We start from the raw sequence: 17,919 nt of genomic DNA, 5'->3' as shown, positions 1-17,919 counted from the left end.
ATGCTCTCCGGCGTTCCCAGTCCATGGCCAAAGCATTGCGAAAAGCTTTGGCCATGCGGCAGATCGATTTGTCGGCAGCGAATGCCCATGAAGTAGTCCCTCAGCAGCATGGCATTTCAGACGGGAACGTTCTCAAGTCGGTTTGCGGTGTTGGGATATCACTCTCACTGACGATTTTTGTGGAGCATGGTGGGCAGCAGGGAGCTGCGTCGTTCTATCAAGCCGCATTCGGAGCAGTGCAAACCAATGCGCATTTTCAAAAGAGACGAAGTGAGCTGATGGCCGTCGACATGCGGCTTGGGGATCGGACGATCTCTGTTTGCGGCGCTAACCCTCGTCGTGAAACTGAGCCACTTCGGGGCGGCCCATTTTTCCCGAAAGAACTTGGCTCGGTCAGCACGACGGCCTCGGGAGGCCGCGAAATCAGTGCCGTATGCGTATCCGCCTGAACATGAGGCAGGCCCTTAGTGGGTCTGGCCGCAGGAGTCGATCGGTTCTTTGACCGGGGGTTAACGAAAAGTAGCGGGCGAGCGCATCACTGCCACTTTCCCAGCTTTCCGCCGACGGTAACACTGAAATCGGAGGAGACTGGAAATGGATGCCAACGTCCCCGGCCTATAAGAGGTCAGTATGGACCGCGCACCTGTTTCGGAAATTTTTGGAAGAATTTCGGCAAATGGCACGACAAGGCGCGCCAGGCGTCACGGCAGAGCTCATTTCGGCCGACGACCCTATCGTGAGGGTCGCCGCCTCATACATAGCTTGTCATCGACCTGGATGACGTGAAATGTCCATCGCCGCTGCACTCGAATTTCTAAGGCCGCGTCCTCGGCTATGAATAAAACGCCTGTAAATAGTCAATAATAATCATATGTTTGGCCGTTCCGTCGGTGGCTTGATGAATGGTGAATAAAACATACTAAGTGCCATGGGTTTTGGATCTGCCGCTGATGTAGGCGACTACCCTGTCAGGGTCGACGTTCCATGCCCTCGCGTTTTCCGGTGTGATCGCCGTGATTATCTCGGCCACTAACCCAACGAGGTGGTCCCGGTCTTCATCATTCAGGTTCTGGAAATAATCCGAAGCGAACGACCGCACGTCGTCTTCCGGGAGGCCATCCTCCACGATGGTACGGACAGCCTCGTCGATGCGCCTCCGCTCACGCAGTTCGACAGACTTCGGCACCCGCCTGGTCGCCACCGCAGCCGTGTAGTTTTTCGACGTCTCCTCATAGGCGTCGGCCACGGCGCCGGCCATCAATGACGCGTCGCCCAGTTCGTAGAAGAGGATGAGTCCGGACAGGTATGCGCTGCGGTTGATGCCGATGAACGAGATCGGCGGCAGGCCCTGCCATAGCAATGGCACGTTGGCCATGAGCCGCCCCATCCGCTTGTCGCCGTCAATGAAAGCCTGCAGGTAGGAGAACTCGGTCAGCAGCAGGAAGCTTGCCTCGAACGGGTCCTCGACTTGTTCCGCTTTCCAGAGCAGCTGGCCCAGGTCCTGCGTGAGCTGGGTGCGATCGCCGCTCGGCTGGTAGCTGGAGCCTTGAATCTTGACCGGGTTTCCCCGCACCCGCCCAAGGTCTTCGGGCGAGATCAGGTCGCGAAGGAGCATCGCGTGGATTCGGGCGGCGAACTGGGGGTTGAGGACGGGCCTCCCCACGCTATCGAGCAGCTCGGAAATCGCGTGCTTGTGGTTGAGGATCATGGTTGCCTCCGCCAGTTCGTGGCCGCTCGCTTTCTGGCCGTATTGAAGGAGGACTTCCGTGTCGAGATAGGTGTACGTGTTCCCTTCAAGGTTCGATGATGCCCAGGCGAGGTCAATCAGGAAGCGTTCCGCGATCGCCCTGCTATATGTCGATGCATCCAGGGCCTGGTTTACGCCTTCCGCGGCGGCCCTGATGCGCGCCAACTGTTCCGCTGGAAGCCATGTTGTTGTGTTCGGGACGTAACCTCCGATCCGCTCAGGGTCATACGGAACCTCGGGGCGGTAGTGCGGTGCCTTCGAGAACCAAGACGCTGCTGGGGACAAATCGAACGATGCGCCGCGGGTTTCTCCCGTTTTGATGACGATTCCGTCGGCGACGAGCCTGGCCATCGCCCGGGACACGGTTGGCTGGCTGGCGCGGCTAGTCAGTTTCGCTACGATGCCAGTCTGCGACATGCCGATCCCGGCGCGGGAAAGGATGCTGACGATCTCCTTCTGAAGAGTGTCCAAATTTCGAAGTGCCATCACGGGATGCATGGGATTCACCATTCACAAGTTCACGCAGGGACGACTAAGCGCCCGCCGCCCTGCAAAAATCAAATGAGAATATCGCCATTCATGAATAAATAGAAGCATAAAACGATTTGTTTACAACGATATAAAAACTACCGGAAGGTGTCTGAATGAATGAAGAATAAATCGTTCACCTCGGACCGACCGCAGATGTAGCCTCAGTTCTCGGTGAGCTAAGCCGAGTGGCCAGTGAGCGCGCCTCCGCCTTGACAAGGCGACGCGCGTCTAACTTTGGATGCCTTGTACGGACCTGGAGCTCCATAGGATCGACTGATCGCGACAAGGGCGAACGGCGTCTCGATGCGCTCTGGAGAAGCCTGACTCCCTTACGGGAACGGGGCGACGGGCGCTGGTCTTTCTGGAGTAAGGTCCAGGTTGAAGCGTTAATTTGGGAGTTGGTGGCGGTTGCTACCGAATTAGCGCAAAATTGCCTGAAACTGCATTGTCAGGAGAGGGTTCTGGGGGATGCGGATCATGCTCATACCGGGGGTGCCGTCATGCGCTCCTGTGTGGTTGGCCGCGACGGCGTGGCCGGAAGAAAGCCGCGCCAACATGCAGGGGATGAGAAAATCCAACAGCCCCATATCGGTAAGAATTGCACGTTGATTTTTTTGGACATTGCTCCAACGTGGGGGTAGTTCGATTCCGGCCTGGAGTGCGGCTAATGGTCGACCAGGAGGCCGCTGTCATCGCCAAAGAACTCGTTCGATTGCCGCTCCAAACCGCCGAGCTTGGCGATAAGATCTCCATCAAGGCAACCGTCGCGGCAGATCGCAACCGCGGTCCGGACCTGAGCGGAACGGACTGTGAGCTTACCGAACGCATCGTCTTGGAGACCCATGTTTCTCGCCGCGTTCGTTATTTTCGATCTACATGAATGACGCCCCCGGTGTCCCTTCATAGGTTTTCGCCACCTGTCGTGATAAATATCAGCACCCCAGGTATTCGCTACGAGTGCAGCAGCGTCGAAGATGCAGCCGATCAGCTGCTCCAGTGGACTAAGCACGGTCCCAGATGGAACGAGGCCGTACGCGTCTGTTTGTCCGCCTTGGCCGGAGAACTGACGCCTGACGATGCCCGCATCGCCTTCAAGGCAGCCGCCAGAGAGGAAGGCCTGCTTGTCTAGCAATCTCTATCATGGATCGAGCGGAGGCCCGGAGAGCGCCCGAGAAATTCGAGGCCGGCGCCGGTCCGATCTGAAACCGTTCTCGGCAAAGGGAAGGTCGGCACGCGCCATGACGGCACGTCATTACCCGTAACCCATTCGATCACTGGCACGTCCGCGCGAAGCCGATCTGCAGCGGCCGAGCCGGCACGCCGCACCAGATTGGTGCAGTGCACATACCACTGTCACACATCAGCCCCAATGTGCTGTCGCGGGCGGGAAACCATCTTCAAGCGGAGGTTCAAGAAATGTCCAAACCCACTGACAAGTCCAGCGCAACCGAAGCCACCGAATTTGCGGCATTCAATCCCGACAAGGCTACCGATCAACTTCGCGCCGTCGCTGACAAGGGCATGGAGCAAACGAACGAGGTGCTTCAAAAATTCAAATCAGGCGCTGAAGAGACCCAGAAGGCGCTCGAGTCGAGCGCCGAAACCGTGAAGTCGGCCGGCAACGAGTTATCGCTGAAGATGATCGCGGCATTGCGCGCGAACGCCGAAGCTGACTTCTCGCACCTTGAGGCTCTGGTCCGTGTGAAGTCGCTGTCCGAAGTTTTTGAGTTGCAAAGGATCTTTCTGCGCAAGCGCGTTGAAATGGGTGTCGAGCAAGTCAAGGACATCCAGGCGCTCACCGCCAGGGCGGCGGCCGACGTTTCCAAGCCGGTCAAGGACGCCTTCGCGAAGGCCCTGAAGGGCCTCGAGGCCGCCTAGTTTTCTAGATGATCCAATCAATGCGGGAGCACTCCTCGATTTCAGGCTACCCGTCATTTGCCGGTCAGGGGCCTGTCGTGCAACGCGGGTTTCTGGCCGGAGCCCGATTTGGAATGGTGGTCCATCATGGTCGACCACTCCCCCCGCAACCGGGACTTGCCAAACAGTCGCTCGCCTGGACCGGCAACGTCCAGCGCCGGAACTCGACGGCGCGATGTGCTCATCTGCCGGCGGGACACCGAAACAGTCGCGACGGTCATCAAGCGCCCGAGGTCCGCTCGTGGCCGGATCGGGTGGCAAGGCCGCGGCCTCGTCGACCGTGACCCACATCGACGACCTGGTCGGCACACCAGCTCCTTGTCGAGGCGGCGCCGAACGGCCGTCCCAGAGCGTAGACCAGGGACAAGGTGGATCTTGTCTGTGCCCAAGAGAGTCCGAACCCTGTTTCTTCTTCGGCCAAGTGGTCAAAGGCCTTGCGATTTGGCGATCTTGCTGCGTTATCTCCTGGCGCAATGTAAACCGGCCTGGCTTTTGGCCAGGCCATTCTGCAGTTGTTATGAAGGAATAAGAAGATGGCGACTGGAACCGTGAAGTGGTTCAACAGCACCAAGGGCTTCGGCTTCATCCAGCCCGATGGCGGCGGTCAGGACGTGTTCGTCCACATTTCGGCTGTCGAGCGTGCCGGTCTTTCGACCCTCGTCGATGGTCAGAAGATCAAATATGAAATCGAGAAGGACCGCCGCACCGGCAAGTCTTCAGCTGGCAGTCTGAGCAAGGCAGGCTGACTGTCTTGCGCGCCGCGCAAACGTGACGGAGCCAAAAGGCCAGGGCAGCTTTTTCTCAGCCTTCACGAATTACAGGCCAAGCCAGACAATTTGCAAGGAAAGGCGGGGTGTTTCCCGCCTTTCTCAAAATACCGGCCGGAAGGTGCGTCTGAAGGCGCCGTTCGCCACCTGCCTCATCCAAAGCCTGGTGGTTTATCCCACACACCGACAAGCTGATGCCCCTGGTGAGAATACCGGCGAAAAGTTCGGAGAGGCGGCCCGCAGCTATCTGGCCCCGCGCCACCGAGACTCGCACAGCGCCTACAGGCTGACACTCACACCGTCGGCCGTCGCCAGCAGTCTGCTGCCGACGGCTCCTTGTCATTGATTCCACATAGGCGCGCAGCAGCACGTTTGGGTCAGCGGCCCCCGGCCGCAGCGCTATCCTCGATGGCGGCTGGCACCTTTTGTGGCGCCGCTCCAGCCGGCGGATCGTCCTCGGTCCTCAAGTCCAACTGCCCCAGATCGACGTCTTCCGTGGGCCGGATTTCGGCTTCCGTGAGGGTTTGACCTCGATGATGAACGGTTTTGTCTGCTTGCGCATTGATCCTCCAGCCGATTCGCGGCGCAACGATACTTCGCTTATCGGCAAAGGCAACTGTGCCGGGCATTGGGAAGTGCTCAGGAGACATACCCAGCAAGGTCCGGTGGCTCAGGTGCCGCGACCCTATTGCCCGGTGTGTATATCCGCGAGTGCGGAGCGCCCGGCGAGAGCCGCCAATCACATTGCCATTCCTTTTGGAGGACATTGACTTTTTTATTCACAAGGCCGCTTCGTGGTAAAAAAGATCTCCCTCGATATAAACAACGCGCTCTGCCGTCACTTTGCGGCGCGGCGCCAATGCCAACGACATGCCTATGTGATTTTCGTCCCGCCAATCCCTGTGAATGTCATTCGGGCTTGGCGACGCAAGGATCCGGGCGGTGTTGTCAATCGGATGGCACCAAGTTTTCGCGAGCGCCGGCTGCGCAAGCAGTAGCGACAACGCCGCAAGCACAAGTTGGCGATGGAGCCTGAGCATCGTGCCGGGCCATCGCCCGATATTGAAAGGCGACAGTTGCCTTCTTCTAAGCTCGTGCCTTTCGCTTGTCAGGCGCCTTCGCAGCAACCTTGCGGCCGAGACCGCTCGCTTTCGCCAATTGCGATCGCGAGGCCGAAGAGTTCGGGGCGACCATCGGATAGTTGTCGATGGCGGTTGAGAACCGCGTATAGATGGCGCCGAGAGGGAATTGATGCGGAATTCGGCTCGGAGTGGTGCTGAATGACGCTGATGATCTGATTTGGTTGGGGATGAGAGCGCGGGATGCACCGACAGGAGCCCGGAGGGCGACTGAGGCGCATCCCGCGCTGCGTCCGCGCATGCTACATGTGCGGAGCGCCGCAATCAGACATCGACCCACTACCACGTAAACTCGATGTCCTATCCCAACGGCCCGTGTGAGGGGACTTGCAGGTCCCCGGGCACTGATGCCGACTGGTTCACGGTATGCGCCAGCATAATGGCATTGGCGCATTCCGTCGAGCTTTTCCCCGCAATCCCGACGGCGTTCCGAGAGGTTCGCCGCCGCAATGCAAACCGGTCGTTTCTTTCTCTGCGCACGGTGCCGCTCACAGGTCTTGCTTTGCCGGCATTGCGATCGGGGTCAGCGCTTCTGTGGTTCTGACTGCGCCCATGAAGCCCGCCGTGACAGTCTGCGTGCGGCGGGGCTGCGCTACCAGAACACCCGCCGGGGCCGCTTTGCCCACGCCGACCGCTCCCGCCGATATCGCCAGCGCTGCAAAAACAACGTGACGCATCAGTCTGCACCTTGTCTGCCGGATGGTTCACGACTGAACGCGCCCCTGATCGACGGCACCGTCGCACTGGACGACGTCACCGCTGAAGCGGTGCCATCGATCCCTCCGGCTCCGTGCTGCCGGCGCTGCAGTTGTCGGCTGCCGCCGTTCTTTCGCGGCGGCTTCGTGCGTCGCCGAGGGGCCTATGTCCGTCAACACGACTATGGAGACCCAACCGATGACCATATCCGCCGAGAAGGAAGCGATGATCCTGCGCCTGTACCACGTTGAGAGGTGGCGCTGTGGAACGATCGCAACGCAATTGCATTGCCACCATACGACGGTCTTCCGGGTTCTGAAGGAGGCCGGTCTGCCCCGCCACAGGCCGGTGATACGTCCCGCCGAGATCGACCAGTATCTGCCGTTCGTCCAGCGGACGCTTGAGACATATCCAGACCTGGCCGCCAGCCGCCTGTACGGGATGGTGCAGGAGCGCGGCTACAAGGGCTCGTCCTCCCACTTCCGGCATATGATCGCGCTCCACCGTCCGCGCAAGGCTGCGGAAGCGTTCCTGCGTCTGCGCACCCTGCCGGGCGAGCAAGGCCAGGTCGACTGGGCGCATTTTGGTCACATCGAAATCGGCAAGGCTCGCCGCCCGCTGATGGCCTTCGTCATGGTGTTGTCCTACTCGCGCGACATCTATCTGCGCTTCTTTCTTGATGCCCGCATGGAAAACTTCCTGCGCGGCCACGCCGGTGCGTTCAACGCCTGGAATGGTTTGCCCAGGGTGCTGCTCTATGACAACCTTAAGAGCGCTGTGCTTGAGCGTCACGGCGATGCCATCCGGTTCCATCCGACACTTCTGGCCTTCGCGGGCCATTATCGCTTCGAGCCCCGTCCCGTCGCCGTGGCGCGGGGCAACGAAAAGGGCCGCGTCGAGCGCGCCATTCGCCACATCCGGGAAGCCTTCTTCATCGCCCGCAAGTTCAAGGACCTCGACGATCTGAATGCCCAGGCCGAACAATGGTGCCGCAACCAGGCCGCCGACCGGCCATGCCCCGAGGACCGGACGATGACGGTTCGTCAGGTGTTTGCGCAGGAGCAGCCCATGCTTCTGCCATTGCCCACCAACCCGTACCCCATCGAGGAGCAGATCGCCGCGAAGGTCGGAAAGACACCCTATGTCCGCTTCGACCTGAACGATTACTCGGTTCCCCATACTCATGTCCGGCGCACGCTCACCGTGCGCGCCGATCTCGCCCAGGTCCGGATATTCGATGCCGCCACGATGATCGCCAGCCACCGCCGCAGCTACGACCGGGGCCAGCAGATCGAAGACCCCCGGCACCTCAAGGCGCTCGTCGCCGTCAAGCGCGAAGCGCGCCAGCATCGGGGCCTCAACAGTTTGACGCGCGCCGTGCCGGCCTGCCAGAAACTGATGATCCACGCCGCCGAGCGCGGCGCCAATATCGGCGCGATCACCAATGCCATGCTCAAACTGCTCGACCTCTACGGCGCCACCGAACTCCAGGCCGCCGTCGAAGATGCCTTGCAGGCCGGGGCCTCTCATTCGAGATCGGTTCACGTCGCGCTCGAACGCCGCCGGATCGCGCGTGGCGCTCCACCGCCGGTCGAAACAAGGCTGCCGGAGCATGTCCGCAAAAAGGATACGGTCGTACAGCCCCACAAGCTCGACCGTTACGATCAACTCACTTGCGCAGGCAACGACGATGAATAATCCCGGCATCCTGTTCAACCGCGCCAGGGCGCTGCGCCTCAATGGCCTGATCGCCCACTGGGACGAAATCGCCGACGCGCCGTGGCTGGCCGCCGTGCTTCAATGGGAGGAAGAAGAGCGCTCCGACCGCTCATTGCGGCGACGCATGCGCGCCGCCAGGCTTGGCCACTTCAGGCAACTGGCCGATTACGACTGGAAATGGCCGCGTCGTATCGATCGCGCCGCCATCGAGGAACTGATGACGCTGTCCTTCGTCAAGGAGGCCGCCAACATCGTCCTTATTGGCCCTAACGGCGTCGGCAAGTCCACGCTCGCTCTTAACGTCGCCTACCAGGCGCTGGTCGCCGGCCATTCGGTCCTCTTCCGCACCGCCAGCGAAATGCTCGGCGAGCTCGCCGCCATCGACAGCGATTCCATGCTCCGCCGAAAGCTGCAGTACTATGCGGCGCCCGATATCCTGGTCATCGACGAGGTCGGATATCTCTCCTATTCCAACCGTCATGCCGATCTGCTGTTCGATCTCATCAGCCGCCGATACGAGAAACGCTCGACCATCGTCACCACCAACAAGCCCTTCGCGCAATGGTCGGAGGTCTTCCCCAATGCCGCCTGCGTCGTCAGTCTGGTCGATCGCCTTTTGCACCATTGTGAGGTCATTCCCATCGAAGGCGATTCTTACCGCTTCAAGGAAGCCTCCGAGCGCTCGAAGGCGCAGCGTCAACAACGCACCAGCCACGCCGCTGACGAAAAGGAGCCTGCAGCATGACCGGAAATCCTCATCAGCCGTCCGGTCTCGGGCGTGGAATCCAGTTCATCGTCAATGCCGAATGGACACCCGAGCAAGCAGCCGCCGTCTTCGAACTCCTCGACGATCTGCGAGACTGCATCTGGAGCCGTTACGCTCCCCACATCCAGCAGTTTGTCCGTCACCAACAAGCCCCTGACGATCAGCACCCTTCCAGCGACGAGCAGACAGGGCAAAAGCCCCATCCTCTCGATCCCTCCTGGTAAAAAATACAAAGCGGCCCCATCGGGCCGCTTTCTCCTCCACAATCCTCGGCACCATTTGCCCGCGCTTTCTCGCAGCCGTTAACAGATAGTCGGCGGGCAGGCCCCATTTGGATCGGTATTCGTCCGGTGTCAGCCCATAATGGACGTTTAGATGGCGCTTCAGCGATTTGAACTTCTTCCCGTCCTCCAGGCAAATGATGTGGTCCGGGAACACCGACCGCTTCGGGTTGACTGCGGGAGCCTGCGCCGGCTTCTCGGGTTCGGCGGGCTGTCCGAGTTTCGACAGCGATTGATTCACGCTGTGAATAAGATCCGGCAGAGAGGAAATCGGCGGCGCGTTCTTGCTGACGTAAGCGGAAACAATGTCAGTTGTTTCAGCCCGAGCATGTTAGTCATGTCCTCAGCCAAAGCAGGTTCTCCTTTCGAAACATTCATCTTTCTAACTTCCAAACACAATCAACGGGAAAATAGCATGTTCATCCGTAACTCAACGCGTCAGCGGTGACTGCAGGATTCCACATAGTGGATTTGCCGACGGGACTTTCGGAACACCGGCAAGCGTCGCTGCATTTCCCCAGGGTAATCTACCAATCAGGTGATTCGCGCGGCTCGCCGTTCGGCCAATACGGTCCGAAACGTCTCCGGATCCAACGGAAGCAACATCTCCACTTCACTAGAGTAATATCAGCGCCAGCGGTTAGCTACACGCGACAGCGAAGCTGGTGTTCCATCGTGCGGACCAGCATTACAATTGGCGCCCCATCAAGACGGGGCCTGTCTGATGGCGTCCCGCCATGTCGGCGCTACCCAGCCGCTCGCCGATTGCGGGGACTGCTACGGCCGAGCCGGTCCCTGAATATGATTGATCGACGCGGTTGGCGGCGAACCCATCGGGCCGCACCCGCTGTCGCGGTTCGGATCGCGGCGGCAATAGCTTACATGAAACAAAAGGGCCGCCCGAAGGCGGCAAAATCGGGAGTGCCCGAATCTGCAATGGGATTGACGATCCAGGACGGGCCAAGCTTACCCCACGTCAGCGCAATTGCAATCGGTGCGTCGCCAGCCTTCCTGTTTACGGAATATTAGGCCTGTTTTCGCATCATCGATCCGGGCGGCTGAGTAGTGCGTTCCGCCCGCACCCCATTTCAGTCATGGGGCTGCCAAGCCGCCGGGGCGGTTTACTGCTTCGCAGAAGCGCCGTTTTTCGACCGATCTGTGACGCCAAGACCTTTCAGTGATCTCAGTGATCTCGGTCTCGAGCTGACCGGCAGCTACGGGCTCGCCGAACGATGGCCACTGCTGGGCGCTGCGGTCGCCTCGGCGGCAATAGGACAGCCGGCCAAATCATCATACCGGCTGTCTGCAATCGCCTCACGAGCGTCTTGACTCTCCTATGCCAGGAGCCTATCCCCCGCGGTGTTAGCACTCGCCATTGATGAGTGCTAACTAATGTCCGGAACCGCCGGGCGTACTGGTTTGTCCGGCTTCGCCGGATAGAGGGACCGTTCTCATCGAGGAAGAAAAAATGGCAAAGTCGAAGTTCCGCCCGCTTCATGACCGCGTGGTCGTTCGCCGGGTCGAATCCGAATCCAAGACCGCCGGCGGGATCATCATCCCCGACACGGCAAAGGAAAAGCCGCAGGAAGGCGAGATCATCGCTGTCGGCTCCGGCGCTCGTGACGAAGCCGGCAAACTGGTTCCGCTGGACGTCAAGGCTGGCGACCGCATCCTGTTCGGCAAGTGGTCGGGCACTGAAGTCAAGCTCAATGGCGAAGACCTTCTGATCATGAAGGAATCCGACATCATGGGCATCATCGGCTGAATATCGGCCTCTCTTTCACCTGAATCTTCATCTTCGGGCTCTCTGCGAGCCCCTGCCAGGAGCTAAACATGGCTGCCAAGGACGTAAAATTCTCCCGTGATGCCCGCGAGCGCATGCTGCGCGGCGTCAACATCCTCGCCGACGCGGTGAAGGTCACGCTCGGCCCCAAGGGCCGCAACGTCGTCATCGACAAGTCGTTCGGCGCCCCGCGCATCACCAAGGACGGCGTCACCGTCGCCAAGGAAATCGAGCTCGAGGACAAGTTCGAAAACATGGGCGCGCAGATGGTCCGCGAAGTTGCTTCGAAGACCAATGACATCGCCGGCGACGGCACCACGACCGCGACCGTTCTGGCGCAGTCGATCGTCCAGGAAGGCCACAAGGCGGTTGCCGCCGGCATGAACCCGATGGACCTGAAGCGCGGCATCGATCTCGCCGTCACCGAAGTCGTCGCCCACCTCACCAAGAACGCCAAGAAGATCAAGACCTCCGAGGAAGTCGCCCAGGTCGGCACCATCGCCGGCAATGGCGACGAGTCGGTCGGCAAGATGATCGCCGAAGCGATGCAGAAGGTCGGCAACGAAGGCGTCATCACGGTTGAGGAAGCCAAGACCGCCGAGACCGAACTCGAAGTCGTCGAAGGCATGCAGTTCGACCGCGGCTACCTCTCGCCCTACTTCGTCACCAACGCCGACAAGATGGTTGCCGAGCTCGAGGACGTCTACATCCTCCTGCACGAGAAGAAGCTCTCCAACCTCCAGGCCATGCTGCCGGTTCTCGAAGCCGTCGTCCAGACCTCGAAGCCGCTGCTCATCATCTCGGAAGACGTCGAAGGCGAGGCTCTGGCCACGCTGGTCGTCAACAAGCTGCGTGGCGGCCTGAAGATCGCCGCCGTCAAGGCGCCGGGCTTCGGTGATCGCCGCAAGGCCATGCTGGAAGACATCGCCATCCTCACCGGTGGCCAGGTCATCTCGGAAGACCTCGGCATCAAGCTCGAGAACGTCGGCCTCAACATGCTCGGCCGCGCCAAGAAGGTGTCGATCTCCAAGGAGAACACCACCATCGTCGACGGCGCCGGCAAGAAGGCCGAGATCCAGGGCCGCGTCGCCCAGATCAAGCAGCAGATCGAAGAGACCACTTCGGACTACGACAAGGAGAAGCTGCAGGAACGTCTGGCGAAGCTCGCCGGCGGCGTTGCGGTGATCCGCGTCGGCGGTGCGACGGAAGTCGAAGTCAAGGAAAAGAAGGACCGCGTCGATGACGCCCTCAACGCGACCCGCGCGGCCGTGGAAGAAGGCATCGTTGCTGGCGGCGGCGTCGCCCTGCTGCGCGCTTCGCTGAGCATCAAGGCGGTCGGCGCCAACTCCGACCAGACCGCTGGCATCGCCATCGTGCGCCGTGCGCTGCAGGCTCCGGCCCGCCAGATCGCGGCCAACGCCGGAGCTGAAGCCTCGATCGTTGCCGGCAAGATCCTCGAGAACAAGGACGCGACCTTCGGCTACAACGCCCAGACCGGCGAATACGGCGACATGATCGCCATGGGTATCGTCGATCCGATGAAGGTCGTGCGCACCGCTCTCCAGGACGCGGCCTCGGTCGCCGGCCTGCTCGTCACCACCGAAGCCATGATCGCGGAGGCTCCGAAGAAGGAGTCGGCTGGCGGCGGCATGCCTGGCGGCATGGGCGGCGGCGGCATGGGCGGCATGGGTGGCATGGGTGGCATGGACTTCTAATTGACGAATGTTCCCGAAAAGTTGCAGACTTTTCGGATAAGATCATTCGCAATGAGAACTCCATAAAGCACGCCATCAACTGACAATGCTCAACCCGCAAGCGGGTTTGAGGGGCAGCCTGGATTTCTAATCGAACCCATTCAGCCTTCAGATACGAAAAAGGGCGGCAGCGATGCCGCCCTTTTTCGTTCTGCAAGGCCCATGCCGCGCGATGCTTGCGTCGAGCGCCCCTGTCAGCCAGCGCCAGCTGGCACCGAAGCGTGACGAAATGCGCCGAACACGCCGTGAATGACGAAACCGAGAGCGGATTTCCTTCATGCAGGATTTCTGCCCACGCGACCGCGCTCCAAGGCGCCTCAACTGATCGAACCAGGCCTTGTCCGTAACACCGACGAAGAGACGGGCCATGGCCTAACCTCTCAGCTCCGCCCTGTTCTGAAGCGCCGACCCCTGGCACTCCACATGGCCAGCTCCGCAGTCTGCGAACCAACCACTGCGGAGCACAATTCCATGTCGTCGCCCTCGCCCCGCTCCGTTCACTTCGACGTCCCTACGCATCCCACTTCTGTCATTTCGCGAGCGCCCGCTCGAGATCTGATAGCAGCTTTTCGCGCCGGCCCTTGGAAAGTTTGGCCAAGTTGTCGACCTTCCAGCGCACTGCCGGCAGTTCCGCGGCTCCGGGCACACCAAACAAGCTCCAGTCAGGTTCGCCGGCCTTGAAGGATAGGAGAAGACGCCGGTGCTCGGCAGGCATCTTGCCAACGACCTCGGCGATTAGAGCTTCACGAGCATCGTACAACGCTTCCAGGGTCACGGGCTCTTCCGTCATGCCAGCAAATCCAGCGTCAAACTCCCGGCGCAGGTCTTTGCGCGTCGGCGCCAAAACCTCCGCCAGCGGCCTGTTGTGGCTCAGCATGTACACAATGAAGGCGCGCCGCAGCTCATCGGACACGCCCTCATTCGCGAGCAGATCCCTGACGTCAAACAGATCTCGCGGATGCTGCCGATCCAAGGCCGCGACTATCTTGCCGGCATAGAGGTCCGGGAAGGACACAACAGGCACCTCGGCATAGCCGAAGAGCTCTTCAACTCGGTCGCAAACCGCCCGCGTTTCGGGCGCGTAAACGCAGCCACGAATGACAGGCGTCACCTCGATCTTGATCTGTACACTGTCGGAGGCAATCAGCACCTTTGTGGCAGCGCCATCACTGTGCAGCGGCACTACCTGGGTGCGGCTACGCGGCACATTCTTCCCTATTCGACCAGCAATGCGTCGTATCGCAGCGTCGATATTGGCGAGGGAAGTCGCGCGATCCTCGACCGGCAGATAGGCCAGATCGATATCGACCGACAGGCGCGGAAGGTTTCTGACGAAGAGATTAATGGCCGTGCCACCCTTCAATGCAAAGACAGCCTCCTCAGCAACGAGTGGCAGGACCCGAACGAGGAGGCTGACTTGCGCGCGGTAAGCCTCAGACGCCGGCATCGAGTGTCTCCGGCACAGTGATCTGATACTTGCTGTCCAGCCGACCCCCGACCACGATCTGGCGCTTGCCACGACCAAGGTCGATACGTTTGAGATCGAGCCGGCCGAACCACGGATGGGCGTGCCGCTCGGCGAACCAGAGAAACAGTCTCTTCACCTTCACGGAGCCGCATGCTTCCAGCACTGCCTGAACCCGCTTCGGGCTCAGAGTGCGAACCGACTCCATTAGAACGTCCGCTTGATGGAAGGTCTCCCGGAATGGGAGAAGGTCAAGAAGCTCGCAAAGTGCTCGCTCCGGCGCGGAGACATCGAGCTCCCATCCCCAATGTCCCCATACAATGCGCGTCCTTCCAGGTGCGTCGGCATCGAAGAGCTTGTCTGCCTTGTGTTCGACGAACTGAGCGTCGGTCTGTATCCGCTGGACCCAGCCAGGCAGGCTGCCATAGGCATAGAGGTGGATTTTAGGCTTGCCCGAAAAGCGGTGGTAGTGGGTCAGGCCCTGCAGTTCGAGGGCGCTGCGGCCGCCGACATGCACGGCTTTGTCGAGAAGTCGCTGGAGCGAGATCATCACGCGCTGCCAGGCCATGGTCTGCTCGACGTTGCCGATCGGTCGCTGATAGACGCCGCGGACGACACCTTCGAGCCAACCCTGCGCCACGTATTTTTCACGCCACTGCCGACGGTAGCCGTATTCATCCAGCCAAGCAGTATCGACCACTAGCCCCTCGGGGAGCAGGCGATGAAGCTGGTTTATTTTTTCGTTTTTTCGACCTATCATTGGTAGGGGAAAATAACACGAGTCCAAACCGCCAGGCAAGTTCGGAGGTTCGTATTTTCGACCCATCAACGGTAGGCATAAAGGCGCAATATTCAAACCACCAGGGCAAAACGCATCTGGAGGAGGAAATGCCGACCTTTGAACATGATGCGATCCAGCAAAGACGGAGACGACCTATTGACGCGACCGGCCTGTCGTTCCACCGCCTTAAAGCTCATCGGCGGCCAGGTCGCTGATTGGAGGGGAGCCCAGCCACTGAAACGTCTGCCACACACCCGGATCCTGCAGGCCGACAAGCGTTATGATTCGGACGCGACCCGCCGCCTGATCGAAGCCCCGCGGCCATCGCGCCAAAGGCGGCCGGCGATGGCAGAACTGCCTCTCGCCTGTCCTCTACCACGACCGAAACGCCGTCGAACGCATGTTCTGCCGGCTCATTGCGATACGATGCGAGCCTCTTGCCGTCAAATTACCCAGCGGCGGTCTGCACCGCTGCGATCGTCGGCCTTGGTTATGAGTCCGGGCCCTGGATCTAGGCCCTGAAACCCGTCTGAACCTATCAGGGGAGTGAATGACGACCATAATTACAATCAATTTTACCTCTGTCGCGCTATGGCGAAGCTTGCTCGGCGATCCCAACGTTCCGAGGAACGGCAGGCGCGGCCAGCGGCGGAATGGTGTTGATCTGTTTGGCGTACGCTATGGCGATCCGTCGCATCATGTTGGAATTCAGTGCAAGCTCAGGGCGATGGACAAGTTCTCACGGAGGATGAGGTCCGCGACGGCATTCGCAAGCCACGTGGGGGTTGTCGGGACACCCTTTCTGCCCCTTTCGCACGTTTTGCATCTTGAATGTCAGAAAAAGATAGCCTATTTTCTGACGCATGAAAACGGCCATGACATCAGTTCCCGATCGGGTCATGCGCCGCGCCCGCGCCGGCGGGCGTGGCGGTGTTTTCACGCCCAGCGACTTCCTCGACGTCGCGAGGCGCGCTGCTCTCGATCAGGCCCTCTCCCGCTTGGTCAAGAGTGGAAAGCTGCGCCGCCTGGCGCGTGGCCTCTATGACTATCCGAAGGTCCATCCGAAGCTGGGCCAGCTTTCACCGGCTCCCGACGATGTCGCGCGTGCGCTCGCGCGGGAGACTGGTTCAAAGGCGCAGATCGCCGGCGCGCACGCCGCCAATGCGCTCGGCCTCTCGACGCAGGTTCCCGCAAAGAGCCTTTATTTGACGGACGGGCCCTCGCGCCGGATCGTGCTGGGTAAGCGCGTGGTCGATTTGCGTCACGCTTCGCCCAAGCATCTGATCGCACCGGGCAGTCCTGCCGGAACAGTCGTCCAAGCACTTCGCCACGTCGGGCCGGTGCGGGCCGCCGATGTGGCTCAGCTCGCCGCGCGCCGGCTGTCGGCCAGCGACAAGAGGCTACTCGCGTCCAACGCAGTTCAGGCTCCCGCCTGGATGCGTCCGACACTGATCTCGATCGGCAACACAGCGTCGAACGCAGCGAATGGATAAGGTCGCCCTTCTACCGCCGAGTGATCGGGCAGCGCTTTTTGGCGAAACTGGTGCCGGGCGCGGCGTCGCCAACACGATCATCGAGAAGGACTTCTGGGTCTGCTGGACCTTGAAACGATTGTTCGGTCTTCCGGAGGACGCCGCAGCCAGCCTAGTCTTCAAAGGCGGAACGTCCCTGTCCAAGGCCTTTGGCATCATCCGCCGTTTCTCCGAGGACATCGATTTGTCCTTCGACCGGGCCGATCTCGGCTACACAGGTGATCGCGATCCAGAAAAGGAGGGCATCAGCCGGAAGAAATCAGGTCAACTCATCGACGACCTGGTGGGAGATGTTGAGAAGCATATAGCCGACAAGCTGCTTCTTGCCCTTCGTTCCGCGATCGTCCAAGAACTCGGCGAACCGCAGCACGACGAGTGGTCGTTAGCGATCGATGAAGCCGACGCGCAGACACTGAACTTCCACTACCCAGTAGTGCTTCCGACGGCCGAGTATCAAGGCATGGCGTACATCACGCCACGGGTTAAGCTTGAGCTCGGCGCCCGCGGCGATCCATGGCCCGCCGAGAAGAAGGTCATTCGCCCCTACGCGGCCGACGATTTTCCCGATTTCTTCGAACATCCGGATACGACCGTCACGGTCCTGTCTGGATGGCGCACCTTCTGGGAAAAAGCCACTGCCTTGCACGCGGAAGCCCATCGTCCGGCAGAGTGGGCGACCCCGCAATATTTCTCGCGCCACTACTATGACCTCGCCATGATGCTCGACTCCGACGAGGGCAAGGCTGCCGCCGCTGATCTCGAGCTGCTGGCAACCGTGGCAAAGCAGAAGGCGACATTCTTTCGCTCGGGCTGGGCCAATTACGATACGGCGCGCCCAGGCACTTTGCGGCTGATGCCAAGCGAAGCCCGGATCAACCGTCTCAGAGCGGATTATCGGGCAATGGCGCCGATGATGTTCGATGACACCTCGCCGTCATTCGACGACATTCTTTCCAGAATTGAGAAATTCCAGGGGACCATCAACAGGTAGGCGCACGATTTGCCGAGAACTCCAAACTGACTGTGCGCGAGAAACCATTC

General features: G+C 60.3%; 15 protein-coding genes and 2 pseudogenes. 13 read left to right on the top strand and 4 right to left on the bottom strand.

Translation table 11 applies throughout. From position 1 onward, the window contains the following. Window positions 1-23 precede the first annotated feature (23 nt). Complete coding sequence (locus ACFSOZ_RS17530) at window positions 24-449, top strand: hypothetical protein (protein ID WP_379018041.1); 426 nt, start codon at window positions 24-26, stop codon at window positions 447-449. A gap of 470 nt (window positions 450-919) precedes the next feature. On the opposite strand, the gene ACFSOZ_RS17525 is transcribed toward ACFSOZ_RS17530, so the two are convergent. Continuing rightward, window positions 920-2,257 (bottom strand): Fic family protein, encoded by a 1,338-nt coding sequence (locus tag ACFSOZ_RS17525; RefSeq protein WP_379100204.1) that lies wholly within the window; start codon window positions 2,255-2,257, stop codon window positions 920-922. 688 nt (window positions 2,258-2,945) lie between these two features. Here ACFSOZ_RS17525 and ACFSOZ_RS17520 point away from each other — a divergent pair. From ACFSOZ_RS17520 to ACFSOZ_RS17490, 7 genes are all read left to right on the top strand, one after another. Further along, on the top strand, window positions 2,946-3,158 hold the full coding sequence (locus ACFSOZ_RS17520; RefSeq protein ID WP_378926234.1) for a hypothetical protein: 213 nt from the start codon (window positions 2,946-2,948) through the stop codon (window positions 3,156-3,158). Next, entirely contained in the window at window positions 3,159-3,407 is a 249-nt protein-coding gene (locus ACFSOZ_RS17515) for a DUF982 domain-containing protein (protein WP_378926232.1), read from the top strand. A gap of 287 nt (window positions 3,408-3,694) precedes the next feature. Continuing rightward, complete coding sequence (locus ACFSOZ_RS17510) at window positions 3,695-4,156, top strand: phasin (RefSeq protein WP_379018108.1); 462 nt, start codon at window positions 3,695-3,697, stop codon at window positions 4,154-4,156. A gap of 572 nt (window positions 4,157-4,728) precedes the next feature. Then, a complete protein-coding gene (locus tag ACFSOZ_RS17505; RefSeq protein WP_379018039.1) occupies window positions 4,729-4,941 on the top strand; it encodes a cold-shock protein in 213 nt (70 codons plus the stop codon). 2,054 nt (window positions 4,942-6,995) lie between these two features. After that, the gene (gene istA / locus ACFSOZ_RS17500; protein WP_379100202.1) at window positions 6,996-8,495 is read left to right on the top strand and encodes an IS21 family transposase; all 1,500 of its coding nucleotides are present in this window, start codon (window positions 6,996-6,998) and stop codon (window positions 8,493-8,495) included. After that, window positions 8,488-9,261 carry an IS21-like element helper ATPase IstB gene (gene istB, locus ACFSOZ_RS17495; protein ID WP_095090368.1) on the top strand — a complete coding sequence of 258 codons (774 nt, stop codon included), beginning with the start codon at window positions 8,488-8,490 and terminating at the stop codon, window positions 9,259-9,261. Before istA ends, istB begins: the two co-directional genes overlap by 8 nt. Further along, the gene (locus ACFSOZ_RS17490) at window positions 9,258-9,506 is read left to right on the top strand and encodes a hypothetical protein (RefSeq protein ID WP_095090155.1); all 249 of its coding nucleotides are present in this window, start codon (window positions 9,258-9,260) and stop codon (window positions 9,504-9,506) included. The genes istB and ACFSOZ_RS17490 overlap by 4 nt, the downstream gene beginning before the upstream one ends. Window positions 9,507-9,579: 73 nt before the next feature. Here ACFSOZ_RS17490 and ACFSOZ_RS17485 read toward each other — a convergent pair. Then, window positions 9,580-9,879, bottom strand: a pseudogene (locus tag ACFSOZ_RS17485) (Ros/MucR family transcriptional regulator); the annotation flags it as partial. Window positions 9,880-11,031: 1,152 nt separating this feature from the next. Between ACFSOZ_RS17485 and groES the strand changes: the two are divergent. Next, on the top strand, window positions 11,032-11,328 hold the full coding sequence (gene groES / locus ACFSOZ_RS17480; protein ID WP_006203049.1) for a co-chaperone GroES: 297 nt from the start codon (window positions 11,032-11,034) through the stop codon (window positions 11,326-11,328). A 68-nt stretch (window positions 11,329-11,396) separates the two neighbouring features. Beyond that, the gene (gene groL, locus ACFSOZ_RS17475) at window positions 11,397-13,061 is read left to right on the top strand and encodes a chaperonin GroEL (RefSeq protein ID WP_379100200.1); all 1,665 of its coding nucleotides are present in this window, start codon (window positions 11,397-11,399) and stop codon (window positions 13,059-13,061) included. A gap of 568 nt (window positions 13,062-13,629) precedes the next feature. Here groL and ACFSOZ_RS17470 read toward each other — a convergent pair. Next, window positions 13,630-14,547 (bottom strand): nucleotidyl transferase AbiEii/AbiGii toxin family protein, encoded by a 918-nt coding sequence (locus ACFSOZ_RS17470; protein ID WP_378926225.1) that lies wholly within the window; start codon window positions 14,545-14,547, stop codon window positions 13,630-13,632. Beyond that, window positions 14,534-15,364, bottom strand: a complete 831-nt coding sequence (locus tag ACFSOZ_RS17465) for a type IV toxin-antitoxin system AbiEi family antitoxin domain-containing protein (protein WP_379018035.1) — start codon at window positions 15,362-15,364, stop codon at window positions 14,534-14,536. Before ACFSOZ_RS17465 ends, ACFSOZ_RS17470 begins: the two co-directional genes overlap by 14 nt. A 138-nt stretch (window positions 15,365-15,502) precedes the next feature. Between ACFSOZ_RS17465 and ACFSOZ_RS17460 the strand changes: the two are divergent. The 3 genes and pseudogenes from ACFSOZ_RS17460 to ACFSOZ_RS17450 all read left to right on the top strand — a co-directional run. Then, window positions 15,503-15,861: pseudogene (locus ACFSOZ_RS17460) on the top strand (transposase family protein); the annotation flags it as partial. 384 nt (window positions 15,862-16,245) lie between these two features. Next, the gene (locus tag ACFSOZ_RS17455) at window positions 16,246-16,839 is read left to right on the top strand and encodes a DUF6088 family protein (protein ID WP_379100198.1); all 594 of its coding nucleotides are present in this window, start codon (window positions 16,246-16,248) and stop codon (window positions 16,837-16,839) included. Beyond that, window positions 16,832-17,869: a nucleotidyl transferase AbiEii/AbiGii toxin family protein gene (locus tag ACFSOZ_RS17450; RefSeq protein ID WP_379100196.1), complete on the top strand. Its 1,038-nt coding sequence runs from the start codon at window positions 16,832-16,834 to the stop codon at window positions 17,867-17,869. The genes ACFSOZ_RS17455 and ACFSOZ_RS17450 overlap by 8 nt, the downstream gene beginning before the upstream one ends. Window positions 17,870-17,919 lie beyond the last annotated feature (50 nt).

The organism is Mesorhizobium newzealandense, assembly GCF_042682145.1.
In the GTDB taxonomy this organism is placed as follows: Bacteria; Pseudomonadota; Alphaproteobacteria; order Rhizobiales; family Rhizobiaceae; genus Mesorhizobium; species Mesorhizobium newzealandense.
Note: the sequence above shows the minus strand (reverse complement) of the source record. Positions and strands in the feature narration are given on the sequence as shown.

Coding starts and splice junctions, on each gene's coding strand:
- ACFSOZ_RS17530 (WP_379018041.1), top strand. CDS start 24: ATGGCCAAAGCATTGCGAAAAGCTTTGGCCATGCGGCAGATCGATTTG.
- ACFSOZ_RS17525 (WP_379100204.1), bottom strand. CDS start 2,257: ATGGTGAATCCCATGCATCCCGTGATGGCACTTCGAAATTTGGACACT.
- ACFSOZ_RS17520 (WP_378926234.1), top strand. CDS start 2,946: ATGGTCGACCAGGAGGCCGCTGTCATCGCCAAAGAACTCGTTCGATTG.
- ACFSOZ_RS17515 (WP_378926232.1), top strand. CDS start 3,159: ATGACGCCCCCGGTGTCCCTTCATAGGTTTTCGCCACCTGTCGTGATA.
- ACFSOZ_RS17510 (WP_379018108.1), top strand. CDS start 3,695: ATGTCCAAACCCACTGACAAGTCCAGCGCAACCGAAGCCACCGAATTT.
- ACFSOZ_RS17505 (WP_379018039.1), top strand. CDS start 4,729: ATGGCGACTGGAACCGTGAAGTGGTTCAACAGCACCAAGGGCTTCGGC.
- istA (WP_379100202.1), top strand. CDS start 6,996: ATGACCATATCCGCCGAGAAGGAAGCGATGATCCTGCGCCTGTACCAC.
- istB (WP_095090368.1), top strand. CDS start 8,488: ATGAATAATCCCGGCATCCTGTTCAACCGCGCCAGGGCGCTGCGCCTC.
- ACFSOZ_RS17490 (WP_095090155.1), top strand. CDS start 9,258: ATGACCGGAAATCCTCATCAGCCGTCCGGTCTCGGGCGTGGAATCCAG.
- groES (WP_006203049.1), top strand. CDS start 11,032: ATGGCAAAGTCGAAGTTCCGCCCGCTTCATGACCGCGTGGTCGTTCGC.
- groL (WP_379100200.1), top strand. CDS start 11,397: ATGGCTGCCAAGGACGTAAAATTCTCCCGTGATGCCCGCGAGCGCATG.
- ACFSOZ_RS17470 (WP_378926225.1), bottom strand. CDS start 14,547: ATGCCGGCGTCTGAGGCTTACCGCGCGCAAGTCAGCCTCCTCGTTCGG.
- ACFSOZ_RS17455 (WP_379100198.1), top strand. CDS start 16,246: ATGCGCCGCGCCCGCGCCGGCGGGCGTGGCGGTGTTTTCACGCCCAGC.
- ACFSOZ_RS17450 (WP_379100196.1), top strand. CDS start 16,832: ATGGATAAGGTCGCCCTTCTACCGCCGAGTGATCGGGCAGCGCTTTTT.